Origin of the sequence: Maricurvus nonylphenolicus, from assembly GCF_042854845.1 — a bacterium.
Lineage (GTDB): Bacteria > Pseudomonadota > Gammaproteobacteria > Pseudomonadales > Cellvibrionaceae > Maricurvus > Maricurvus nonylphenolicus.
The window spans coordinates 3,745,770-3,770,086 of record NZ_AP031498.1; the positions used below are offsets into that span (position 1 = coordinate 3,745,770).

A 24,317-nucleotide genomic window follows, 5' to 3' on the forward strand; every position below is an offset into this window, starting at 1 on the left:
ATGCCATATATCGAACGCAATCACGACGGTGAAATTATCGCTCTGCACCTGGAGGCGAATAATCGTACAACCGAATATGTCTCAGCCACCGACCCTGCGATTGTGCAATTTCTGTCCGCTGAGGGCGATAGCGAAACCCCAAAGCAGATCCTGGCCGAATCTGACCGCGATATTGCACGTGTGACCGAAGATCTGGTTCACCTGCTGATTGCCAAGAATATTATTTTATTTACTGAATTACCTGAGCCAGTACAACGCAAATTACTGGCGCGTGAAAAGCTGCGTTCCTCATTGCAGGGAGGCATCGCCAACTTCCTGGATGAACAAGATACTATATAAGGTGAGATTTACCGGGAGGAGTTTCTAGGAGGGATGCTAGCAAGAACCGCTAGGAGAGTTAATCGATCGAACAAGATAGCGCTTCAGCTATATGGTCGGAAGAAAACCCTCGGTATTGCAGAAAACGCATTTGCTTGGCTCGCTCTTTCGGATCCCGCGGCAACTGATTGAACTTTTTTTGCCATGCAAGGCTGGCAGCCTCATACCAATCGTGCTCTTCGTCATACACCCAGCCTGAGGCCAAGTCATCGGCAATACCTTTTTCCCGCAACTCCATCAGAATTCTAACCGGGCCATAACCCTTACGCTTGCGCATGCGCGTATAGGCTTCAGTAAAGCGGTCATCACTCTGTAGATTCTCATCAGACAAACGATCAATTACGGATTCAATCGTATCGACATCGTTAAAACGGCGGCGCAGCTTGGCTAGCAATTCACGACGTGAGTGTTCACGCCGCGCCAACAGATCCATAGCCGCAAAACGGATATCTTTTATTTCTGACTTTTGTTCTGCTGAAGGCTCTAGCCCAGAGTCGTCCATGCAATACCTTTAATCGTTACGAGTCGGTGCAAACACCGATTTTAACCATCCCCACCAGGTATTCCCAGACATTACGTAACGATCCAGCTCCGATTGATTTTCCCAATAGAAGTCACCGCCGGCAAAAAGGGTGTCGCGCTTTAACATTCGGCGCTTGGGATTCAATTCTTTAATGACCTTGGCGGGATTCCCCCCCACCACCACATTGGCAGGTACATCTTTGACAACAACACTACCGGCAGCAACAACACTGTTATCGCCAATCGTCACACCCTTGCCAATTTTGGCGCCATGACCAACCCAGACATTATCACCCAATGTAATGGGTTTGGTGCAGCGAAAGGGACGGGTACGATTATAGAGTCCGTGCCAATCACTATCGGACACATAACAGGACGCCGCAAACATACAGTTATCACCAATCTTGACATGATCGGCGGACATAATTTGTGTACCGGGGGAAATCAGCACGTAGTTGCCAATGGTGATATGGCCATCCATGCCCTTGCCGGACCAGGAGGTTAACTTCACCGGGTTATTCGGATCACTAATCAGGTGCAAATGATCGCCCGCAGAAATGTTACGGCCAAAAATTTCCAAACTGCGGGGATTTAAAATACTCGGACACACACCCAGCGAATCAAATTGCGGCCGAATAAAACGCTCTATATACCAACGGCCAAATCGATTTAACCAATCCTTGATAATAAATGGACGATGTTCTTTTCGCACGCTCTGATCTCTCTCTACTAACCATATTGTCTGCGCTGATAGCCGTAATCTATATGACTCGACATTCTGTAATTCTTCTCGTAAATACTGTTGCGCAATTATTAAAGGCTGTTAACCTAACGGCTTTTCAAATACACGTCAGGATTTGTTATGTCGACGTCCACCGCACAAGCTTCTTCACCGACACTCCCTCTGGATATTGATTCCATTAAGGGGTTTTTAGCTGCCGATGAAGGCGCAGCTTTATTTAACTACGCCAAAGAAATTGCCCACCTTGGCCCCTGCCTGGAAATCGGCAGCTACTGCGGTAAATCTACCGTTTACCTGGGCACCGCTTGCCAACAAACCGGCAACACCTTGTTTGCCCTGGATCATCACCGCGGCTCAGAAGAACATCAGCTGGGCGAGGAATATCACGATCCCGATTTGTACGATCAACAAATCGAATTAATGGACAGTTTCCGCACCTTCCGCCAAACCATGCGCAAGGCCAATTTGGAAGATACCGTTGTACCTGTTGTGTCTTCCTCGGCAACCGCATCACGCCACTGGGGCACACAGCTGGGTATGGTATTTATCGACGGAGGCCACAGTGAAGAAGCCGCTCAAACCGATTACCGCAGCTGGGCCAGCCACATTAAACCCGGTGGTATCCTGGCGATTCACGATATCTTCCCGAATCCGGAAGACGGCGGCCAGGCACCTTACAATATTTGGAAGCTCGCCAAGGCCTCAGGCCTGTTTGACGAGCTGCCTACGGTAAATACTTTAGGCCTCTTCCGTCGCCGCTAACTGATCAGTATTGCTGATCGTCGTCAGGCTGGACTCCAGGAACAGCTTGGCGGCAGCGGTATGCTCAGTAATAGCATCAGCCGCCAATAAAATCGCACCGGCCGTCCAGGTTGTCTTTTCTTCTTCCGGCCAAATCACATCTTCCACAAACTGATAACCGGTCCAGTAACCGCCGTCACTGTCACGCCATTGATGTAACCAGCTATACAGGGTCACCGCTTTGGCATGCTCACCACAAGCTAATAATGCCATGGTTAACTCACAGGACTCCGCCACCGTTACCCAAGGCTGATCACTGACACAGCGACAACCCATATCTTTTTCGACAAAGGTATCCCAACGCTCCTTGATACGATCGCGCGCCGCTTGGCCGCGATACACACCCGCCAGAATCGGATAGAACCAATCCATGGAGTAGCGCTCTTTGCTCTCCCAGGTACGGTCGAAACACTCCGGATGATGATGCAGGGTATTTTCCAGTTTTTCGTAGGCTTGCGACCAGTTGTTAGCGTCCTGCCCCAACTCGCGGGCAATTAAAATTGCACACTCCAAACTCTTCAGCACGGAAGCGCAGGCGGTCACCAGTGCATCTTGCAACGGACGACCAAACTCATCGATGGCCCAATAAATTTCACCGGTAGGCGCTTGCAGACTTACAACTAAATCAATGGCTTTTTTAACCGCCGGGAAAAAGTGCACCAGGAAATGGCGATCTTCGGTAATCAGGTAGTGATGCCAGACACCGGTGGCAATGTAGGCAATAAAGTTGGTTTCGCGCTTTTCAGTATAGAGCGCATCACCGTCTTTATAATTGGCCCACCAACTGCCGTCAGGCAACTGCTTGTCCGCTAACCATTGGTAAGCCTTTTCTGCAGCCGCGTATTCGCCAGCAATACTCAAACCCATGGCAGCTTCGGTGTGATCCCAGGGATCAGCCTTACCACCGGTAAACCAGGGAATACAGCCGTCTTCTGTCTGCACCGACAGAATATAGTCAACAGTTTTACGCAGATATTGCTCGGGGAATATTCCCTTGGTCAGCAGCAGTCCTTCCACGGTGTAAATTCTCTCGTTGGTTATTGTTGAGGATTGCGAACGAAGTACATCACCACACTCTTGCCCATTAAGGGATCGAGTATTTTTTCCAACGTGCGAGTAATCCACGGCTGCTTCATCAAATCCCATACCAGGAATTTGTGATAGGTCTGCACCATTTTCGATTCATCATCTTTGCCCCAGAAGGCACACTTCAGCCACCAGAAAGGGACGTGCAGGGCATGGGCCCAATGACGGGCATAACGCTTCCAGCCCAAACGTTCAACATCGCGGCGCAACTGTATGGCGTTAAAAATACGGATATGGCCACCTTCTACTTCGTGGTATTCCTTACTCAGGCGCCAGCAGATTTCTTCTGGCCAGGCGCGCGGAACGCTCACGGCCAACACACCGTTGGGTTTCAAAACCCGATCAATTTCTTTTAAGACACCTTGATAATCCGGGATATGCTCAAGCACTTCCGAGCAGATCACCTTGTCAAAGGAGTTATCTTCAAACGGTAACTCCAACGCATTAGCCACCTTAAAGGTCAGACTCTTGTTGGAATTATCTGTATCCAGAAAACCTTCGGCACGCTCCTGGGCGGTTTGCAGATCCTTTTCACATAGATCCACCCCCACAGCATCAACATCAGCGGTTAGATAAGCACCAATGGTGTGACGACCTTCGCCACAACCAACATCTAAAAAACGATCACCCGCCCGCAACTGCAGGCGCTCAAAATCAATGGTCTGCATTCGCTAAAACCTGGTTGTAATATTGGGTAAATTCTCGTGCAGCGACTTTCCAGCAGAAAGTCTGCAAAATACGTTCGCGGCCCTGCTTGCCCATGGCTTTACGCAGTTCCGGGTTTTCCAGCAGCTCGCGAATAGCGGCCGCTAATTGAGTCGCATCACCGGCCTTAACCACTTTACCGGCATCACCCACGACCTCGGGCAAGGCACCGCCATCACTGGAAATAACCGGCACACCACAGGACATGGCTTCACCGGCAGGCAGGCCAAAGCCTTCATAGAGGGAAGGCGAAACCACCATTGCCGCTTCGGCGTAGTAATCCACCAGCTTTTCGGTGGAGATACCGGAAACAAACTGCACGCTATCCTGCAGTTTCAATTGCTTCAGCTGGGCCTCTGTCTGACCGCCCTCTTTTAACTTGCCAACTACCATCAATTCCAGCTCAGGAAAGTCAGGTTTTAATTGGGCCACCGCATCCAGTAGATAACGCAATCCCTTCAGCGGCTGATCGGCCGAAGCAGTGGTCATAATGCGGAAAGGTTTGGGCGAAATATGCGGGCGAGGTGCAAATACTTCAGTATCAATACCGTTGTAGATCAATTCAATCTTATCGGCCGGGCGATCAAAGGCATCGGCAATATCGTGCCGGGATACATCAGATACCGTCACAATATGCTTTAACTGCTGCACAACTTTGCGCTGCATGCCCAGAAAAGAATGCCAGCGTCTCACCAAGAGGCGATGCTTTAAGTTAGGCGCTGCCTTTAATGCCAGCTCGCGGTCACGGGTAATCGGATGATGTACGGTCGCAACAGTGGGAATACCACGCTCCTGCAGCTTCAGCAAGCCATAACCCAGACACTGATTATCATGGACGATGTCGTAGTTGTGGCCATGGGTTTTCATGTACTTGGCAACTCGGCGACTAAAGGTATAGGGCTCGGCAAAGCCACCGGTTAGCATGGCCCACCACTCGAAGGTGTCAGAGAAGGATTTCAGGTGACGCGGGCGCAGAGCCATAACATGGCTCTTCTGGGCAAACAAATCCAGACTTGGCATCTTAATCAACTTCACCCGAGGATCCAGGTGGGGGTAAGGTGGGCCTGAAATCACGTCAACCTGATGGCCATGCTCTACCAAGGCTTTACTCAGGTAATTCAAATAAACACCCTGTCCGCCTACAAACGGAGCACTGCGATAGCCCAACAGGCAAATGCGTAAGGGTTTTTCAGCCGTTTTGGCCGACTGATCAACAGGCTGAACGCCTTCCACCGCTGCATCGAGCGGCTCGTGAATGGTCATAACAATGGGAGCCCAAGTGTACAAAGCATAAAGTTCGAAAGTCTGACACACCCCCCCTATCCAGGCAATTCCCTTACGAGGAAGTATATTGGTATGACCCGACAGTCAGACAAGCCTTTTAGCATAGTAGACCATTGCCAAGCGCCTGCCCGAACGCTAAGCTGGCGCCAGGATGTAAACCCACACGAATTTCTATGCCGGCCTCCGACGACAGCTCTTCAACCTATAACGCATTTGGACCTGTTCTGCGCTTCTGGCGCAATGCATTAAAGCTCTCCCAGGCAGAACTCGCCGCCCAACTGGGCACCGCTTCGCGCCATATCAGCTTTTTGGAAACCGGACGCTCGCAACCCACCCAGGAAATGATTGACCGACTGGCCGAAGTCTTTGTGTTTGATAACCATGAGCGGGATCTACTGCGGGTTTCTGCGGGCTTTATGCCTGCCAACGAAGGCATGGACGAAAACACGCCGGAGAGAAAGTACCTACTTGAAAGCGCCAGGCTGCTGCTTATCAAACACCAACCCTATCCGGCTGTGGTGGTTAACAATATTGGCGATATCGTGCTGTGCAACAGGAGCTGGATGAACCTGCTGCACTACTTTCGCTCTGACTACCATATGCCCGAACAGTGCAATATGTTTGATATGTTCTTCGCCGATCACGGCCTAAAGGAGATCATTGTTAACTGGGAGCTTTTTTCCTGCATTGTGCTCATGAAAATTCAGGAACAACAGCTGCTAACGGGTAATCAACGCCTGAAAGAGTTATGCGAATGGCTGCAAGCCTATCCCGGCATTCCCGATGACTGGATAGAGCAGGCACGCCAAATTGGCCCACGCTCCTTTTATCCTATGGATATCTCAATTCCCGATAAGAATGGAGAAACCGTTAATTTCTCCAGCCGGGCGGTCATTACCGGGATCGATCCTGAGCGCCTGTCTCCTATGTCACAGCTCTATATGCACGCCTTCTTCCCCATTACAGATGCCGGTAAAGATTTTAGCAAAAAGCTTGATCAGCGAATCCCTGAGCCCCACCCCTTACTGAGTGAAGACAACTAAGCTCACCCTACTCGCTCATCCCACTCACTCCCCCTACTCTCATAACGCAAAAAACCGCTTAGCCCAAAGGACTAAGCGGAAACAACGGAGAAAGTCGAAAGATTTTCTACAACAGAAAAGCGATAAGCTATTAAGCCGCTTCAGGCTTGGATTGATTAGCCAACAAGGCTTCAGTAGCAGGGACATAGTCATAGCCCAGCACATCAGCGACCGCCTGGTAAGTTACCTGGCCGGCGTGAACATTCAGACCATTCAGCAGGTGCTGATCGTCCAACATAGCTTGCGCGGCACCTTTATTGGCAATAGCGACAGCAAACGGCATGGTGGCATTGGTCAGTGCCATAGTTGAGGTACGCGCTACACCACCTGGCATATTGGCAACACAGTAATGCACAACACCGTCAACCACATAAGTTGGCTCCTGGTGAGTGGTTGCTTTGGAGGTTTCGAAACAACCGCCCTGATCAATCGCCACATCAACCACAACCGCACCGTCTTTCATACGGCTGATAATATCGCGGGTCAGCAACTTAGGTGCCGCAGCACCAGGAATCAGTACAGCACCGACAACCAGATCAGCTTCCAGGGCATATTCTTCAATCGCTTCAACAGTGGAGTAAACACACTTCAGGCGACCACCGAATTCAACATCCAGTTCACGCAAACGTGGCAGGGAGCGATCCAGAATAGTGACATCAGCGCCCATACCCACAGCCATGCGTGCTGCCTGAGTACCAACCACACCGCCACCGATAACCAGAACCTTGGCAGGCGCAACACCTGGTACGCCACCTAACAGGGTACCCAGACCGCCTTGGGCTTTTTCCAGGTGATGGGCACCGGCTTGGATAGACATACGACCGGCCACCTCGGACATAGGTGCCAACAGCGGCAAACCACCACGGGCGTCAGTCACGGTTTCATAGGCAATGCAGGTAGCACCGGATTTTACTAACAGCTCGGTTTGCTTGGGGTCTGGAGCCAGGTGCAGATAGGTATAGAGGATCTGGCCAGGGCGCAGCATTTCACACTCAACAGGCTGCGGCTCTTTTACCTTGATAATCATTTCTGCAGTGGCAAAGATTTCAGCGGCGGTATCGATCATGGTCGCACCGGCAGCTTCATACTGCTCGTTAGCAAAACCAATAGCAGCACCAGCCTGAGTCTCAACAATCACGTCGTGGCCATTGGCCACCAATTCACGCACACCTGCTGGGGTCAGCCCGACACGGTACTCGTGGTTTTTAATCTCTTTAGGTACACCCACTAACATACTAGCCTCCTACAGCTCTTTTAAAGGCGGGAACCCCCAGCCGTTTTCATCATTTGATTTCGCTATTGTAGGGACCAAGGAAAGTTGATTATCATAGAATTTAATCTGAAGGCAGTTAGATAAACCACAATAAACATCTAACACGCCATATTTCCACTAACCATATATCCGCTTAATGGTAGTGATTCAGGTGCTTAATAGCATCCTGCTATAAACCTCGAAAAAGGCGTCAAACATGGACAACCTCGACAGCATCGATCGCAACATTTTGCGTGTTCTACAAAAAGACGGCCGAACCACCTTCGCCGAACTGTCTCGCCAGGTGGGATTGAGTGCCACTCCCTGCGTAGAAAGGGTCAAGCGCCTGGAAAAGGAAGGTGTGATTCGCGGCTATACCGCCCTGATCAACCCGCACTATTTAAGAGCTGGGCTGGTGGTGTTTGTACAGATACGCCTGTCTCGCTCTGCCCAGGATATTTTTGAGGCCTTCCGTGAAGCCGCCAAAGCCCTGCCCGAGATCCAGGAATGCTATCTGGTATCTGGCAATTTTGATTACCTGTTAAAAGCCCGTGTCGCCGATATGGACGCCTACCGAAAGTTCTACGGCGAAACCCTGCTGACCCTGCCCGGTGTACAGGAATGCACCAGCTATGTAGTCATGGAGGAAGTCAAAGATACGCTTGAAGTGCCCGTGCACTACAACCGCTAAAGCCTAAAGCCATGAAGGAGGGGAAACCGCGCCAGTTGATTGCGATATAGGGGGAATCAACTAGAGTTGAAATAGGGCGCAAGCCCAGTGGCACCGCCATGCAGAGAATAATGGAGTATCGATGATCCCCACAGGACGCCCCCCCGTCTCGCTACCTGCTTTCACACCAAAAACCTGGGTAACCCTTGCGGTTGCGGGCCTTTGTTTACTGCCCCTAACGCTTAATCTGCTTGGCCTGAATCTGGCGTCTCACTCCATTCCCTTATCCAGCCATTACTATAGTGTCGATGAAATACCCGACGATGCCCTCTACCGTGCACTTGCCGGCTCAATGCATCACGCACTGCTGGAATGGAGCGCCGTTTCTATTGCGGTATTAACCGCCCTGGTCTCCTTTATCCATTACGCAGTCAGACGTGACCCCACGATTCCCATCATTGGTATGGCGATGCTCAGTGCTGGCCTGGTTGATAGTTTCCATACCTTGGCCGCCACACGCATTATTGAAGCCAATGCCCCCAATACCGACTTTATTCCGTTTACCTGGGCCATATCGAGAATTTTTAACGCCAGCATTATGCTGATTGGCGTCAGTATTAGTATCTGGCTGACCCGTGAACAAGTTATTCAGCATCGGGGGCCTCACTTTCAGAATGGTTTACGGGTTATTGGGATAACCAGTCTAGTGTTCCTCGGACTGTCATATGCGGTAGTTCATATCGCGGCCACCAGCACCGAACTACCGCAAACCATGTACACCAACGCATTAATCACTCGCCCCCTGGATCTGTTGCCGCTGGCATTATTTCTACTGTGCGGAGCCCTGTTTTGGAGCTGGTACAAACAAAAGCGTAGCGCGGTAAAGTTTGGGCTGATTCTCTGCATCATTCCCGAAGTGGCCACCCAGCTGCATATGGCCTTTGGTTCGACTCAGCTGTTCGACAACCATTTTAATATTGCTCATGCCATCAAAATTTTGGCCTACTGCACAGTATTTTTTGGTGTGCTTATCGACTTAATTATCCAACCATCGTTTTTCTTACAAACACCAGCAACAGATTCCCCCAAAGCAGACAGAAACAATCAGGGCGTTGTTGATATTGATTTTGCCCGCCAACCTCTGGGCATCCAGCTGCCCATCGCCTCTTTCCTACTCAGTTTGGGGGTTGCCCTGATAGTCGGCCTTACCTTTTACTTTGAAAGTGAGCGCCTTGTCATTGATCAGGAATTGACAGAACTGGAACACCAAAGCCAGTTAATACACCCCTTATTGTCCGACTTCTACGATGTGCCTTTTCAGGACGCCAGTTTTTTCAGCAAAATGCCAGCAATCAAGGGCATTATTCAAGCCACCAAAAACAATCGCCCGCAACAACTTAAAGAATGGAAGCGGCGATTGGAGCTGACATTCGAACAGGTTTTGGAATCCCGCAAAATTTACTCACAAATGCGCTTTATAGGCGTGGCCAATGACGGCCTGGAACTGGTCAATGTCAAACGCATCCTCGGTAATGTATCCATAGTACCCGCATCGAAGATGCAGAAAAAAGGCCACCGCCCTTACTTTAAAGAAGCGATCGAACATATTGAGGGATCAGTCTATTTTTCCCCGATTGAACTTCGCCATGACCAGGGAAAAATACAAGTCCCCCACACCCCCGTTATGCGTGTTGCCACCCCTATCTATGATCCTCAAGACGGCACACCATTTGGCATCGTCATCATCAGCACTAACTTCAATGCATTTATCGACAGTGTTAGGGAAAAAGCGCTGGCGGACGTCACCTTTTATCTGGCCAATAGCGACGGGGATTTTCTGGTTCACCCGGATAAGAGCAAAACCTTCGGTTTCGACCTGGGCCAACGCTATTTGATGCAAGAGGAATTTACCGAGCTGAAACCGGCTATAGAAAACGCCACCACCTCTGTAAGCTTTCGCGGCAAGAAATCCACTGTTAAACGGGGACAACAAGTCAGAGAACAAAAAGCAGGATATTATTCAGTTATCCAGCTGTATCAATTCGGTCTGCCTGACCCCCTTCGACTGCTGCTGCAGTATAGCGATAAGAAAAACATCCAGTCACTGATCGAGCTCCGTAACCGCTCCGTCATCCTTGCCCTGGCGCTGGCTTTTGTCGTTCTCGGCTTAAGTATATTGGCGAGTCGCCGCATGATTTCACCGTTAATCGAAATGACGAATAGTGTTCAGGAATATGAAAAATCCGGCCAACTACAAAGCCTGCCGCTGAAATCTCGCGATGAAATTGGCGTCCTGGCCAGGAGTTTCCACAACCTGCTACAGACACAGAGAATACAAGAAAAGGAAATACAACAGGCAAGGCAATATATCGATGGTATTACAGAAGGCATCCCGCACCTGCTGGCCTACATCGATAGCAACCGTATTTTCAGGTTCGTCAACAAAAACTATGAAGTGTGGTTTGAACGTGAATCCCATGACTTTATTGGCCATCATATCAGCGCTATTTTTATTGACGACTATGCAACAGTCTCCCCACATGTTGATGCGGTCCTGACCGGCGAGCATGTCGAATTCGATCATATTCTAACGATCAAACCCCATGTTACCCGCACAGTACACATCACCTTTACGCCTGACATAGATAACATGCACAAGGTCCAGGGGTTCTTCTCCTCCTTCGAAGATATCGGCCAACGCAAAGCACTGGAACAGGAGTTAAAAGAAGCCGTTACAGCCGCACAGGAATCCGCAGAGCTGAAATCCTCTTTCCTGGCCAGCATGAGCCATGAAATTCGAACGCCCATGAATGGTGTGCTCGGCATGTTAAATCTACTTAAACGCGAGCAGCTAAGTCAGAAACAGCGCCATTATCTCGGATTGGCAAAATCCAGTGCAGATTCCCTGCTGATTTTGATCAATGACATTCTCGATTTTTCCAAAATTGAAGCCGGCAAACTGGAACTGGAATACATAGATTACGACTTAATCAGCCAACTGGGCGATTTTGTCGAGACCATGGGGCATCGCGCACAGGATAAAGGCCTGGAATTAATTCTGGATTCTACTCAGGTAAAACACACGATGGTTAAGGGTGACCCAGGTCGCCTGCGACAAATCCTCACCAACCTGGTATCCAACGCTATCAAGTTTACCGAACAAGGCGAAATCGTTATTCGCGTCGGCCTCGAACATGCAGGTGAATCAGGGTTGATTCTATATGCCTCAGTGTCAGATACCGGCATTGGGATTCCCGCCAGTAAAATCGACAATCTATTCGATTCATTCACTCAGGTTGACGCATCAACAACACGCAAATTTGGTGGCACTGGGCTTGGCCTGGCTATTGTCAAACAGCTTACAGAACTTATGGGAGGAAGCATCAGCGTGCACAGCAAGGAAGGTAAAGGCAGCAGCTTTAAATTCAGCATCCTCTTGCAAGAGAGCGGTCAATCTTTGGAAGCGCAACCACAGGCTGACATCAGCGGCAGCCATATTTTGGTCGTTGACGATAATGAGACCAACCGCGAAGTTGTTAGAGGCCAGCTGCAATGTTGGGGCGCAACAATAACCACAGCGTGCAGTGGCCCAGAAGCACTCAACCTCCTCAGCCGATATCTTCCCAAGACGTTCGATGCCGCCATTCTGGATATGCAAATGCCCGACATGGATGGCGCCACACTGGGAAAAACCATTCGTGAAAATCCCCTGTTTGACGGTATGCCAATGATCATGATGACATCCATTGGCGAACGCGGCGATGCCAATCACTTTTCCAAGTTGGGCTTTGCCGCTTATTTCCCCAAACCTGCCACCACATCGGATCTCTATCAGGCTTTAGGTGTTGTCATCGGCGTTAAACCTCATAACAGGCAAGACCTTCCTCTGATAACTCGTCATAACGTCAAAGATCTTTCAGGCTCAAATTACAACCATAATCTGCGTATTCTGATGGTTGAGGATAATCGCACCAATCAAGCGGTCGCGCTTGGCATGCTGGAGGATTTGGGCCTCGAAGCAGACGTTGCCTTTAACGGCCAGGAAGCGATTGATATGTTAAACAACTGTCCTGCCGATGCCCCCTATCAGATTATTCTAATGGACTGCCAAATGCCGGTCCTCGATGGCTACCAAACCACAGCAGAAATCCGCTCAGGTGCAGCAGGCGAAAATTACAAAACCATCCCTATTGTCGCCATGACGGCAAATGCCATGCAGGGAGACAAAGAGAAATGCCTTGAAGCGGGCATGGATGATTATATGAGCAAGCCAATCAGCACCGATGATTTGGAACAAAATATTCGCCGCTACACCAACGGAGGATTCCCCCTCAAAGCATCAGCGGAGGTAACAGAAGAGATAATCCCGGCGCAGCCAAGTGAGAAAGCAAACACCACGGATGATACATCGGCTATTTGGGATAAACCTTCGGCATTAAAACGGGTTCGTAATCGGGAGGATCGATTGCATCATTTAATCCAGCTCTTCCTGGATGATATGCCCGACCGTGTAGAAGAAATGATAAGTGCTGCAAACCAGCAGAACTTTAGCGAGGCCGCCAAGTTAGCCCATGCCATTAAAGGAGTATCCGGCAATCTTAGTGCACTGAAATTACATGAACTCTCAGCCGAAATAGAAACGGCGGCCAAAGCCGCCGATTCTGATACGTTAAATCGACTGGTGAAAGAGGCTCAACAGCAATTCAACCAACTGATTGAATTGCTGCAAAACGAAGTCGTCACCAGCAATTTATAACGTCTTATGCATTAGTCAGAGCTTCGAAACGCTGCTGCTGATAATCTGCATCACCAAACAACGTGTTGATAGTCATCAGACGTTTTACATAGTGACCCACATCCAGCTCATCGGTAATACCCATACCACCGTGCATTTGGATAGCTTCACCACCAATCTGCTTACCAGCGCGACCAACCATCACTTTCAAAGCCAGAATGTCTTTCTGTGCGTCCTCACTGTTGCCCTCAAGGGAACATACAGCGCGGTATAGTAGAGACTTGGTTTGCTCACCGGCCATAAACATTTCCACCATACGGTGCTGCAGGGCCTGGAACTTACCAATAGTGATACCGAACTGCTCACGGGTTTTGGCGTACTCAATGGTGGTCATCACCAGCTTTTCCATAATACCCAGTGCTTCGGCAGACACAGCAACCATGACATCGTTTACAACAGCTTGAATAGCGTCGAACGCCTTATCCTGCTCGCCCACCAGCTCACCGGTCACACCGTTTAACTTGATGTTGGCAACCAGCTGGCCGTCCATCAGTTTGTAGGAAACCTTTTCAACACCGTCTGCATTGGCATCAACCAAGAACAGGCTAATGCCCTGCTCGTCAGACTGAGCACCACTGGTGCGCGCAGATACAATCAGCTTGTCAGCATTGGCACCATTCATCACAACGGTTTTTTCACCATTCAGAATGAAGCTGTCACCTTCGGCTTTGGCAGTGGTTAAGATGTCGGCAATCTCAAAACGGCTTTGACGCTCCAGGAACGCAAAAGTACCCTGCAACTGGCCTTCGATAATTTTACCAATCAGCTCTTGTTGCTGAGCTTCAGAACCAGCCTTGCTTAACAGGCCACCAAACAACAGTACGGTTGCTACGAAAGGCTCAACTACCAGGCCTTTACCCATCTCTTCCATAACCACCATGGTGTCAGCGGCACCACCACCGAAACCACCCAGTTCTTCCGAGAAAGGAATAGACAACCAGCCTAACTCAGCAAAAGTCTGCCAGTTTTCACGGCTAAAACCTTCAGCGGAATCAGCGATTTTACGACGGGTTTCAAAATCGTATTGATCTGCCACAAAGCGCGCAACGCTGTCTTTGAGCATATTTTGTTCTTCAGAGAAACTTAAGTTCATCTCTAATTACTCCAATTCGTTGTGCACACTTACAGACCGAGAACGGCCTTGGCGATAATGTTTTTCTGAACTTCGTTGGAACCACCGTAGATGGTTGACGCACGGCCATACATATAAGCAGTACGAGCATCGCTACCAAAGTCGTGACCCACTTGCTCAGCGGTTAAATCGCCGTTGATTACACCGGAGTAGTAACCCGCCAGATCCAGACGCAGTTGCTGGATCGCCTGCTGAATCTCGGTACCCTTAATTTTCAGCAGAGAAGACTCTGCGCCAGGAGAACCACCGGCAGCCACTTGTGCCAATACACGCAGCTCGGTGTATTCCAGAGCCATCAGCTCAATTTCGATATCCGACAGGCGCTTGGCAAACATTGGATCTTCAATCAGAGCCTTGCCGCCATTAACTTCAGATTTTGCCAGCTTGCGAATCTCTGCCAGGTTCTTCTTGGAACCGGCAACTTCTGCAATTGCGGTACGCTCATGCGCCAACAGCGCTTTAGCGTAAGTCCAGCCTTTATCCTGCTCACCAATGCGGTTAGCCACAGGCACACGTACATTGTCGAACTGAACTTCGTTGAGGGTATGAACACCATCGATAGAAGGGATTGGGTTTACGGTAATACCCGGAGTCTTCATATCGATCAGCAAGAAGGAAATACCGTCCTGCTTACGGCCGGAAGAATCGGTACGTACCAGACAGAAGATCCAATCAGCATGTTGCGCATAGGAGGTCCAGATTTTGGCACCATTTACAACGTACTCATCACCGTCCAGCTCAGCTTTGGTTTTCAACGCCGCCAGATCAGAACCAGCGCCCGGCTCAGAATAACCCTGACACCACCAGTCATCACTGTTCAGAATACGTGGCAGGAAACGCTCTTTTTGTTCTGCGTTACCGAAGGTGTAAATCACCGGCGCAACCATTTTCAGGCCGAAAGGAATCACATCAGGCGCACCAACCAAAGCGCGCTCACACTCGTAGATATAACTTTGCGTTGGGGTCCAGCCGGTACCGCCGTACTCTGTTGGCCAACCCTGGGCTACCCAGCCTTTTGCATGCAGGGCACGTTGCCACTCAATAAAAGCGGCCTTAAACAGTTCTTTATCTTTCAGACGCTTTTTGAGGTCTTCGGTAAAGGCCTCTTTCAAAAACGCTCGCACTTCATCACGGAAAGCTAGCTCTTCCGCCGAAAAGGTAATATCCACGTCAACTTCCTCTCTCAAGGGCTTATATAATTTTGGATTGACAGCACATGTCAGCGACTCAGCCTAAGCATAGACGAGTCTGTGCGGGTCAGAGAATCTAGTCTAGGAGGGTTAACGAAAATAATCTTTGGTTAGAATGACCTGCATTTACGGCAAAAGTGACATAATTCTGCCAGGCAGGCCTATAAACAAAAAAGCCCCGACCGAGGTCGGGGCTTGATAAATGATGCGGGGGATTCTCTCACCAATCCCCGCAATCATATTAAGAAGGCAATTTGGATCCCAGCGCTTAGGCTTCAGTGGCCTCTTCCGCTTCTGCAGTTTCAGCCTCTGCATTTGACTCAGGCAACAGCTCAGCACGGATTTGCTGCTCAATGGTAAAGGCGATATCCGGGTTTTCCTGCAGATATTTCACTACATTGTTTTTACCTTGGCCAATCTTGGTACCTTGGTAGCTGTACCAGGCGCCAGCCTTGTCTACCAGACCCAGCTTGACACCAAAATCAATCACTTCGCCCAGGCGGTTAATGCCCTGGCCGTACATAATCTGGAATTCAGTTTGCTTGAACGGTGGCGCCACCTTGTTCTTTACAACCTTCACGCGGGTCTCAGAACCGGTCACCTCATCACCCTCTTTCACTGCGCCAATACGGCGGATATCCAAGCGTACAGAGGAGTAGAATTTCAGTGCGTTACCACCGGTGGTGGTTTCGGGGTTACCGAACATCACGCCGATCTTCATACGAATCTGGTTAATAAAGATGGCCAGACAGTTAGCATTTTTGATATTACCGGTGATTTTACGCAGTGCCTGGGACATCAAACGTGCCTGCAAGCCCACGTGGTGATCACCCATTTCACCTTCAATTTCAGCCTTAGGTGTCAGTGCGGCTACGGAGTCTACCACCAGCACATCAACGGCACCGGAACGTACGAGCATATCGGCCACTTCCAGGGCCTGCTCACCGGTATCCGGCTGGGAGACGATCAGGTCGTCAACGTTTACGCCCAGCTTTTCGGCGTAGATAGGATCCAGTGCATGCTCAGCATCGATAAAAGCACAGGTACCGCCCTGCTTTTGCGCTTCGGCAATCACCTGCAGGGTCAGCGTGGTTTTACCGGAAGATTCAGGGCCGTAAATTTCTACAATACGGCCTTTTGGCAGACCACCAATGCCTAAAGCGACGTCCAGGCCTAGCGAACCGGTGGAAATCGAAGGAATCTTAACCTGCTCCCTGTCACCCATACGCATTACAGTGCCTTTACCAAACTGGCGTTCAATTTGGCCTAACGCGGCCTGTAGTGCTTTTTCTTTATTAGCATCCATGAGTCACCTTCTTATGTGTGGTCTGTGATCTTGGCAGTGATCTTTATTTGTTGGTTAACGTTGAAATGAAGCTTACAGCAGTTTTACTGTATAAGCAAACAGTACCTATAAATTTATACAGTAGTTTTGTGAATTTCTTTTAACAGCCCCTGCAGGGCATGGATAACAGCCTGCTCGCGAACCTGCTGACGATCCCCGGCAAAGCAGATAACCTCTGTGCTCGAGCCACCTTCACAGGCCCAGCCAAACCAAACAGTGCCCACAGGCTTGGTCGGCGTGCCACCATCAGGCCCAGCAATACCACTGGTCGCCACGCCCCAATCGGCACCGGCATTGACGGCGCCCAGGGCCATAGCTTCTACCACCTGTTCGCTTACCGCACCGTGGTTTTCAAGCGCTGCGCCCGGCACCCCCAGTAATTGCTGTTTGGCCTGGTTGGCATAGGTCACAAAGCCCTGTTCAAACCAAGCGGAGCTACCCGCTATCTCGGTGATGGCACCGGCAAGTAAACCACCGGTACAGGATTCCGCAGTACTAACGGTTTGCTGGCGCAGTTTTAACGCCTCACCCACCTGTTTGGCTAATTGAAAGATTCTATCTGACATGACAACCCTGCCAATCTACTTACACCGCGCTAGGCGGTCTCTAAATGTTCTGTAACAGAGACAATGTCTCGCTCAGCGTAATCACAAACAACCCGATTGCGGCCTTTTTGTTTGGCGCGATAAAGTGCACTGTCTGCACGCTTCAACAGCTGCTCGCGCGAACCTTCATCAACCGGCCGTACAGCAGCGACACCTATACTCAGCGTCACGGGGATCTGGTGTTCGACAATCCGCAATGGGCGTCTTGCCATGGCCTCACACAAAGTCTGCGCCACGGCAGCGGCGCCCTCCAATTCCGTATCCGGCAACAGAATAATAAATTCTTCACCGCCATAACGGGCCAACAAATCTGCCGGGCGGCGGATAAATTCACGCAGTGACAAAGCCACACGGCACAGGCATTTGTCGCCAATCTGGTGGCCGTAGGTATCATTGATCGATTTAAAATGGTCGAGATCAATCATCAAAACCGCCAAATGACCGTAGGACCGATGGAGTCGATTCCACTCCTGGGACAAGATCGCCTCAAAGTGACGACGATTGGCCAAGCCCGTTAAGGCATCCTGTTCACTGGCCGTTTTCAGCTTGGCAGCATGGCTTTCGAGCATCATCTTGTCTCGCAAGCTGGCTTTATGATGACGGGCCTGCTGCATACTAAGCGCCAACATCTGCCCCCAAAAAATCAGGGTAAAAAAGGCCACCGCATTTAACTCAGATTCAGGGCGAAACCACCAAAGAACAGCAATCGGCAACAACAGAATAGTCTGATAGCTAATAGCCAATGACGGCAATACCGACATAGAGGCCACGCCACCGGCCACCAAACCGGCCGTGGTCATCAACCAGATAAAGGTAATGTGATTTACCCCCTGGTGAAACATCACTGCTCCGGCCAATACACTCCAGGCAATCACATTGAGCAGGGTCACAAGACTATATTGACGGCGCCAGGCACGGGGATTATCCGTATCAAAGCGCCAACAAAGCCATAACCTAAGTAACCCCAGCATCAGGGCACCGGAAAGCAACAGCAAGCTGGTAAGCAACCACTCACCCTCAAGGTAGCCGCTGACATAGGCCAGTACGCCCCCCAACCCCACATAAGCTAAGACGACCCGGCGACCGTTATCAGCCAATACCCGATTGACGGGGACTAAAAAGGCCTCTTCCGGTATTTCCATTCTCTCCAAAACCCAATCCTGAATTTATTTTTATTGGTTTTATTTTGTGTCTGAAACTGGGGGGATTATGACAAATCTGCCCCCGCCACAGAAGCGTTTAAGCGTCTTTCAGCCTGAGTAGCAACCTTCCTGATAACACATAGACTGTTGACATCCGCCAAAAATAGCGAGAACATCATTTATGACATTGTGTCATTTAAATACAGAGCATCATTTTAATACCAAGTATCAATTAAAAGCTGACTCTTGATAAACAAACTTATAAATGAAAGTGAGCAAACACTTCGTATAAAAGAGAGGTGAAACTGATGAAGTTTCAAGTGAGACTGACCCCTTTAGCCCTAGCCATAGCAGCAGCCTTACCAGCTATCAGCCATGCCAATGAGGGAGATGGCCTGGCACTGGAAGAAGTTATTGTTACCGCCCAAAAGCGAGCCGAAAGCCTGCAGGAAGTACCATCATCCATCTCGGCATTTGGTGCAGAAGACATAGAAAATGCAGGTTGGGGCGATATTGACCAGCTGCAGCACGCTATGCCCAGCATATCCATAGGCGGTGAAAGTGCTGCCCGCCCCTATGTGTATGTCCGTGGTATTGGCACCAGCAAGTTTGATATTGGAACCGACGGTTCCATCGGTGTTTTTGTCGATGAGATCTACAACGCCCGCTTCAGCAATACCCTGACCGGCATTATGGATCTGGAGCGTGTAGAGGTTCTGAAAGGACCCCAAGGCACTCTTTACGGCCGCAATACCATTGGTGGCGCCATCAATATGATTACCAAAAAGCCAGCCAATGAATTCGAAGGCAAGGTCAAAGCCGGTGTGGGTAATGATGGTTACTACCTGGCCAGTGGCTCTGTCTCCGGCGCCTTGGTGGAAGACAAATTGATGGGTCGCATGAGTCTGTCAACCAGCGATGTTGACGGCGTTGTAGAAGACACCACTAGCGGTAAAGACAACAACAACCGCAACGATTCAGCCCGTATGACACTGCTGGCAACACCCAGTGATGAATGGGAATTTACCTTCACGGCCGATGTCAGTTCGGTAGAATCTGATGCGCAGCTGGGCGAACCTTTGGTAGCCACCAACGGCATTACTGCGGTTGCTCCATTTATCCCGGCCGCTACGGTCAATGCTATTGTCGCTGGTAGCCAAACAGACGAATACAGCAACGCCTACAGTACCCCAGGTTTTCTTGAGCGTGACAGTAATATGCTCGCTGTAAAAGCCAAATATTTTGGTGAGAACTACGAGTTCACTTCGATTACCAGTCGCACCGATGAAGAATACTCAGAAGCACGCGACCTTGACGGTACGACACTGGATATCTGGGTACACGATATCGAGCAGGAATCCACCCAGTACAGTCAGGAGTTCCGTTTTAGCTCGGTAGACGGTGGCTATTTCACCTTTGATGACAAACTGCAGTGGGTTGCCGGAATTTATTATTTCACCGATGACGCTTCCCGTACTGATATTCAGATGTTTGGTCAGGACAGTATGTTGGGCACCACCGCTGCGTTTGCAGCAACAATGGGTGCACTCGATTACACTAGCCTGGCGTATAGCAATACCAGTGGTCTGGTTGATCTGGAAACGGAAAGTTACGCCATCTACGGTCAGGCAACCTACGCCATTACCCCGCAAATGGGCTTAACCCTGGGCTTGCGTTACACCGATGATGAAAAGGAATACACCTACAACGGTACCACCAATACTCCTGGGTGGGGCCCAATGCTGGCGGACTTCCTGGTGGGTGACACGCTCAACTATTCCTCCACCGATCCTCGCTTAACCCTGGATTATCAACTGACTGACGACATTATGCTGTATGCCACCTATGCCAGTGGTTTCAAAAGCGGTGGCGTACAGTTCCAGGTTTCCACTGCAGAAGCGGCCCAGGAAAGCTTTGATGAAGAAAAGCTGCAAATGGCCGAGATTGGTATCAAGTCCATGCTGTGGAATCAGCGTTTACAGTTAAACGCCGCTATTTACCGCTACAAGTATGAAGACCAACAGGTACAGTCTATTGTTTCATTAAATGGCCAACCTACCGGTCTAACCCAGAATGCCGGTAAGAGCACCATGGACGGGCTGGAAGTGGATCTGGTTGCGTTGCTTGCCGAAAACCTGACTGTGAACTTTAGCTACACCTACCAGGATGCGGTATTCGACGAGTTTGATTCCATTGACGGTGATCGCGCCGGTAATGATATGGCCTATGCACCCGATCATGCCGCCACTCTGGGCTTTAACTATCTTGTGGATTTAGGTAATAACGGTGAACTGTCCTTCCAGGGTAACTACTCCTGGAAAGATGACTACTACTTCGACTTCGACAATACCGAACAGGCTTCCCAAGATGCCTTTGGTGTAGTGAACCTCGCCGCCTGGTGGGATCTACCCGATGGCAAAACCCGCCTGCGTGCCTTCTGCAATAACTGCGGTGACAAGGAATATATCAATAATGTTTCCGGTTATCCGGACGTGATTGGTGGAGGCGGCATGCAGTATTACGCTGCGCCACGTCGCTATGGTGTGGAGCTCACCTATAATTTCTAAACTGTACATATACTAAAAGAATAGCCCCGCAGCCCTGTGCTGTGGGGCAATGCCCTGCTAAAAACTTTACGCAATACTTTGTTCCATCGTTAGGAGTATCACAACATGAGCATCAACCGGCGATCCCTTTTAAAAGCGACCCTTTCCAGCTCTGCACTGCTCGGCGCCTCGTCGTTAAGCGCCTCCACTTTAGGTGCAACGCCGTTAAGTGCAACACAAAGTTCAGGCGCATCGGCCAGCTCAGGTGTCAGTGCCAAGCGCTTTAAACGCATCACCGTCGAAGAGTTTTTCCTAACCCCGGAAATGGCTTTCGCCCAACAAAAATTACTGGCTCAAAACCCGGCCGACGAACCCGGCTTTACCCAGTTTTTTGGCACCACCATGAAAGCGTTGGCCGGTAAAGGTGATACCGACAATATCGAACGCATGATGGACATTGGCGAATTGCGCCTGTCCGCCATGGATCGCGATGGCATTGATATGCAGCTGCTGTCACTGATGTCACCGGGTGTTCAGGTTTACGATGCTCAGCAAGGTACTGCGCTGGCGCAAAAAGTGAATGAACACCTGGCCCGTGCCGTACAACAACACCCCGACCGTTTTGCCGGTTTGGCCACGGTCGCACCACAGGATCCCATCGCAGCCGCCAAAGAGCTTGACCGTTCGGTAACCAAGCTCGGTATGAAAGGCCTGATGATTAATTCCCATACCAAAGGTGAGTTTCTGGATGAAGAAAAGTTCTGGCCTATTCTGGAAAAAGCCCAAGCACTGGATGTCCCCATTTACATTCATCCGCGTACACCGGCGCCAGATATGGTGAAACCCTTCCAGAAATACTTTGGTCTGGAAGCCGCCGCATTCGGTTTCAATATCGATACCAGCCTGCATGCATTACGCATGATTCTGGGTGGCGTTTTCGAAGAATTCCCGAAACTTAAAATTGTGCTTGGTCATATGGGTGAAGGCATTCCCTTCTGGTTGCCGCGTATTGATCACAAAATGGAACTCTTCCATAAGATCCAACCACCGGTGCGTAAACTAACGAAAAAACCCAGCGATTATTTCCTGGATAACTTCTATATCACCACTAGCGGCATGAATTACGAAAACCCATTTATGCTAGCTCATAAAGTGATGGGGGCAGACCGCATTCTTTTCGCGGTAGATTACCCAGCCGAAGAAGCCGGTGAACCTGTTCGCATGATGGACGCTGCACCAATCAGCGATGCCGACAAAGAAAAGATCTATCACCTGAATTCAGAGAAACTGTTCCGTCTGTAAAAGATCTGTAAAAGACAGTAGGAGAAGATGATGAAATTTTTAAACCGCGTTTTACTGAGTACAGCATTATGTCTGCTCAGTACCACAAACTACGCTGATGAGCTGACCATTGGAAAAAGTGCTCCAGCGATGGCCTCTATCGCCCAACGCCTACACTTGCAGGATGAGGGCATCAGTTATCAGGATTGGCAAGGTGGTGATCTGACAGGCAAGGTACGTGTTATCCACCACTTGAATGCGGCTCTGGGTGTCGATGAAATCAATAAGCCTTTTATCGATACAGTCACAGCACTGAAATTGAGCCCATCTGAGTTCTCGACATTAACCGTGCTGAATGTTTCCGATGTTGCGTCGTTTCTTCGTCAGATGGCTAAACTGCAGATCGAAGATCTGCAACGCACTCACACTGATAGCGAATATGTTCTGGATACCCAGGCCAGTGTGCGCACCGCCTGGGGCCTGCCCTCAGAAGGTCCAAGCATTACGCTGATTGATACCGAAGGTAAAGTACTCGCCCACAAGGACGGCAAATTGGAAGCCAATGAAGTACAGGCATTCGTCGCACTCATTCAGAAAAACCTACCCTAACCCCTTCTTCTGCACTGTTGGCATTAACCTCTAACCGGGGTTAATGCATTTTTGTGAAATCTCTTTATGACCTATCCCCAGACACTGCGGCTTACTGCTCTGCTGATTTATATTGTCGCCCTGTCAGAATTATACTTTCTGGAAGAATTAATCCTGCCGCCCTTTTTTGTGGCGACCTTTCTAATCATACTGTCTCTGGGTTTTACCAATGCACCACTCATTACCCTCAGAGTGGTGATCGGCATCTCACTGAGTATTCCGCCACTTGCCGTTATGGGTTATATGATGGAGCTGGTTGTGATTGCGGTGCCGATTATCGATACATTGCTGTTTAGTGGACTATTGTTTCTATCTATAAAACAAACCAGGGCCATAAAACAAACCCGAGCTATTCAACAAAGTCAGCAGCTAAAACAACAGGCGGATTAATTCAGTTCTGCACAGACCTTGACCATCTCCTGGGCTTTTTGATCATCCACCCCCAGGATACGCAAATACAGCAAGGTCATGTCTTGGGTGTACTGCTGTAGCTGCTCTGGGTCTTTAGAGGCCTCGTGCATCACCCCGGTAAACGCCCAGGTACAGAATGTCTTTAAGGTTAAAGCCCCGGCGGGAAGGCGAAAACTGCCGCTCTCAACGCCCTTGCGCATATCCTCAATGGCATCATCCGTCGCCACACGAGCCAGCTCCTCCACCATAATATTCGGCTTTTGAGTGAGCCAGTTAGTTGCCGGGTCAGACATAACACCTTTAAACAAGGCATGAATACTGACCGCAATTTTCATTGCTGGATCATCATACTGCTCCTGCAACGTTTTAATTTCCTGCTGGCACTTTCTGAGTATTTCTTCTGCCACCACAGGCACAACATCACTAACAGATTTGAAGTAGTTATAGAAAGTGCCATAGGCCATATCCGCCGTCTCTGTTATATCGGTAACGGTGGTATTTTCTATGCCTTTTTCAAGAAAAACCTGATTGGCCGCTTCAAGCAGTTTCATACGAGTCTTCTGCTTACGACGGCTTTGACGATTGGGGGCTGCAGGCGTGGTTGTGGTCTCGGTCATCTTTCTACTATCGGTTGGTAACTCGGTATATTGATATAAAAAGCCGATATAAACCAAGAGGTTAGCGTTTTCGGCTCTCAATA

Annotated in this window: 20 protein-coding genes and 1 pseudogene; 9 read left to right on the forward strand and 12 right to left on the reverse strand. The window is 49.7% G+C overall.

What is annotated here, in order from left to right:
- Window positions 1-339, forward strand: coding sequence for a hypothetical protein (locus ACGHZ6_RS16210; protein ID WP_390615039.1), 339 nt, complete (start codon window positions 1-3; stop codon window positions 337-339).
- Between the two features lie 58 nt (window positions 340-397).
- On the opposite strand, the gene ACGHZ6_RS16215 is transcribed toward ACGHZ6_RS16210, so the two are convergent.
- Together ACGHZ6_RS16215 and ACGHZ6_RS16220 are read right to left on the reverse strand one after the other, a co-directional pair.
- Window positions 398-880: a regulatory protein RecX gene (locus ACGHZ6_RS16215; RefSeq protein WP_390615040.1), complete on the reverse strand. Its 483-nt coding sequence runs from the start codon at window positions 878-880 to the stop codon at window positions 398-400.
- 9 nt (window positions 881-889) lie between these two features.
- Window positions 890-1,612 carry an acyltransferase gene (locus ACGHZ6_RS16220; RefSeq protein ID WP_390615041.1) on the reverse strand — a complete coding sequence of 241 codons (723 nt, stop codon included), beginning with the start codon at window positions 1,610-1,612 and terminating at the stop codon, window positions 890-892.
- A 150-nt stretch (window positions 1,613-1,762) separates the two neighbouring features.
- On the opposite strand from ACGHZ6_RS16220, the gene ACGHZ6_RS16225 reads away from it, so the two are divergent.
- On the forward strand, window positions 1,763-2,404 hold the full coding sequence (locus tag ACGHZ6_RS16225) for a class I SAM-dependent methyltransferase (RefSeq protein WP_390615042.1): 642 nt from the start codon (window positions 1,763-1,765) through the stop codon (window positions 2,402-2,404).
- On the opposite strand, the gene ACGHZ6_RS16230 is transcribed toward ACGHZ6_RS16225, so the two are convergent.
- The 3 genes from ACGHZ6_RS16230 to ACGHZ6_RS16240 are packed head-to-tail and all read right to left on the reverse strand — an operon-like array spanning window position 2,381 to window position 5,497.
- A complete protein-coding gene (locus ACGHZ6_RS16230) occupies window positions 2,381-3,460 on the reverse strand; it encodes a prenyltransferase (RefSeq protein WP_390615043.1) in 1,080 nt (359 codons plus the stop codon). The genes ACGHZ6_RS16225 and ACGHZ6_RS16230 overlap by 24 nt on opposite strands.
- A 20-nt stretch (window positions 3,461-3,480) precedes the next feature.
- Complete coding sequence (locus ACGHZ6_RS16235; RefSeq protein WP_390615044.1) at window positions 3,481-4,197, reverse strand: class I SAM-dependent methyltransferase; 717 nt, start codon at window positions 4,195-4,197, stop codon at window positions 3,481-3,483.
- Window positions 4,184-5,497, reverse strand: a complete 1,314-nt coding sequence (locus ACGHZ6_RS16240) for a glycosyltransferase family 4 protein (protein WP_390615045.1) — start codon at window positions 5,495-5,497, stop codon at window positions 4,184-4,186. The genes ACGHZ6_RS16235 and ACGHZ6_RS16240 overlap by 14 nt, the downstream gene beginning before the upstream one ends.
- Window positions 5,498-5,691: 194 nt before the next feature.
- On the opposite strand from ACGHZ6_RS16240, the gene ACGHZ6_RS16245 reads away from it, so the two are divergent.
- The gene (locus tag ACGHZ6_RS16245) at window positions 5,692-6,561 is read left to right on the forward strand and encodes a helix-turn-helix domain-containing protein (protein ID WP_390615046.1); all 870 of its coding nucleotides are present in this window, start codon (window positions 5,692-5,694) and stop codon (window positions 6,559-6,561) included.
- A gap of 130 nt (window positions 6,562-6,691) precedes the next feature.
- Here ACGHZ6_RS16245 and ald read toward each other — a convergent pair whose 3' ends face one another.
- Window positions 6,692-7,834, reverse strand: coding sequence for an alanine dehydrogenase (ald, locus tag ACGHZ6_RS16250; RefSeq protein ID WP_390615047.1), 1,143 nt, complete (start codon window positions 7,832-7,834; stop codon window positions 6,692-6,694).
- A gap of 214 nt (window positions 7,835-8,048) precedes the next feature.
- Between ald and lrp the strand changes: the two are divergent.
- Both lrp and ACGHZ6_RS16260 read left to right on the forward strand, forming a co-directional pair.
- Window positions 8,049-8,543 (forward strand): annotated as a pseudogene (lrp, locus tag ACGHZ6_RS16255) (leucine-responsive transcriptional regulator Lrp); the annotation flags it as partial.
- Between the two features lie 121 nt (window positions 8,544-8,664).
- Window positions 8,665-13,278, forward strand: coding sequence for a response regulator (locus tag ACGHZ6_RS16260; RefSeq protein ID WP_390615048.1), 4,614 nt, complete (start codon window positions 8,665-8,667; stop codon window positions 13,276-13,278).
- Window positions 13,279-13,282: 4 nt separating this feature from the next.
- Here ACGHZ6_RS16260 and ACGHZ6_RS16265 read toward each other — a convergent pair whose 3' ends face one another.
- From ACGHZ6_RS16265 to ACGHZ6_RS16285, 5 genes are all read right to left on the reverse strand, one after another.
- Complete coding sequence (locus ACGHZ6_RS16265) at window positions 13,283-14,410, reverse strand: acyl-CoA dehydrogenase family protein (protein ID WP_390615049.1); 1,128 nt, start codon at window positions 14,408-14,410, stop codon at window positions 13,283-13,285.
- A gap of 29 nt (window positions 14,411-14,439) precedes the next feature.
- Entirely contained in the window at window positions 14,440-15,618 is a 1,179-nt protein-coding gene (locus tag ACGHZ6_RS16270; RefSeq protein ID WP_390615050.1) for an acyl-CoA dehydrogenase family protein, read from the reverse strand.
- 289 nt (window positions 15,619-15,907) lie between these two features.
- Window positions 15,908-16,945, reverse strand: a complete 1,038-nt coding sequence (recA, locus tag ACGHZ6_RS16275; RefSeq protein ID WP_390615051.1) for a recombinase RecA — start codon at window positions 16,943-16,945, stop codon at window positions 15,908-15,910.
- 113 nt (window positions 16,946-17,058) lie between these two features.
- Window positions 17,059-17,550 carry a nicotinamide-nucleotide amidase gene (gene pncC / locus ACGHZ6_RS16280; RefSeq protein WP_390615052.1) on the reverse strand — a complete coding sequence of 164 codons (492 nt, stop codon included), beginning with the start codon at window positions 17,548-17,550 and terminating at the stop codon, window positions 17,059-17,061.
- Between the two features lie 29 nt (window positions 17,551-17,579).
- Complete coding sequence (locus ACGHZ6_RS16285) at window positions 17,580-18,731, reverse strand: diguanylate cyclase (RefSeq protein WP_390615053.1); 1,152 nt, start codon at window positions 18,729-18,731, stop codon at window positions 17,580-17,582.
- 308 nt (window positions 18,732-19,039) lie between these two features.
- On the opposite strand from ACGHZ6_RS16285, the gene ACGHZ6_RS16290 reads away from it, so the two are divergent.
- The 4 genes from ACGHZ6_RS16290 to ACGHZ6_RS16305 all read left to right on the forward strand — a co-directional run bounded on the left by ACGHZ6_RS16290 (window position 19,040) and on the right by ACGHZ6_RS16305 (window position 23,596).
- Entirely contained in the window at window positions 19,040-21,298 is a 2,259-nt protein-coding gene (locus ACGHZ6_RS16290) for a TonB-dependent receptor (protein WP_390615054.1), read from the forward strand.
- A 105-nt stretch (window positions 21,299-21,403) separates the two neighbouring features.
- Window positions 21,404-22,579, forward strand: coding sequence for an amidohydrolase family protein (locus ACGHZ6_RS16295; protein WP_390615055.1), 1,176 nt, complete (start codon window positions 21,404-21,406; stop codon window positions 22,577-22,579).
- Between the two features lie 27 nt (window positions 22,580-22,606).
- Complete coding sequence (locus tag ACGHZ6_RS16300) at window positions 22,607-23,167, forward strand: YtfJ family protein (protein WP_390615056.1); 561 nt, start codon at window positions 22,607-22,609, stop codon at window positions 23,165-23,167.
- A gap of 66 nt (window positions 23,168-23,233) precedes the next feature.
- The gene (locus ACGHZ6_RS16305; protein ID WP_390615057.1) at window positions 23,234-23,596 is read left to right on the forward strand and encodes a hypothetical protein; all 363 of its coding nucleotides are present in this window, start codon (window positions 23,234-23,236) and stop codon (window positions 23,594-23,596) included.
- On the opposite strand, the gene ACGHZ6_RS16310 is transcribed toward ACGHZ6_RS16305, so the two are convergent.
- The gene (locus ACGHZ6_RS16310; protein WP_390615058.1) at window positions 23,593-24,234 is read right to left on the reverse strand and encodes a TetR/AcrR family transcriptional regulator; all 642 of its coding nucleotides are present in this window, start codon (window positions 24,232-24,234) and stop codon (window positions 23,593-23,595) included. The two genes, ACGHZ6_RS16305 and ACGHZ6_RS16310, sit on opposite strands and share 4 nt — an antisense overlap.
- Window positions 24,235-24,317: the final 83 nt, after the last annotated feature.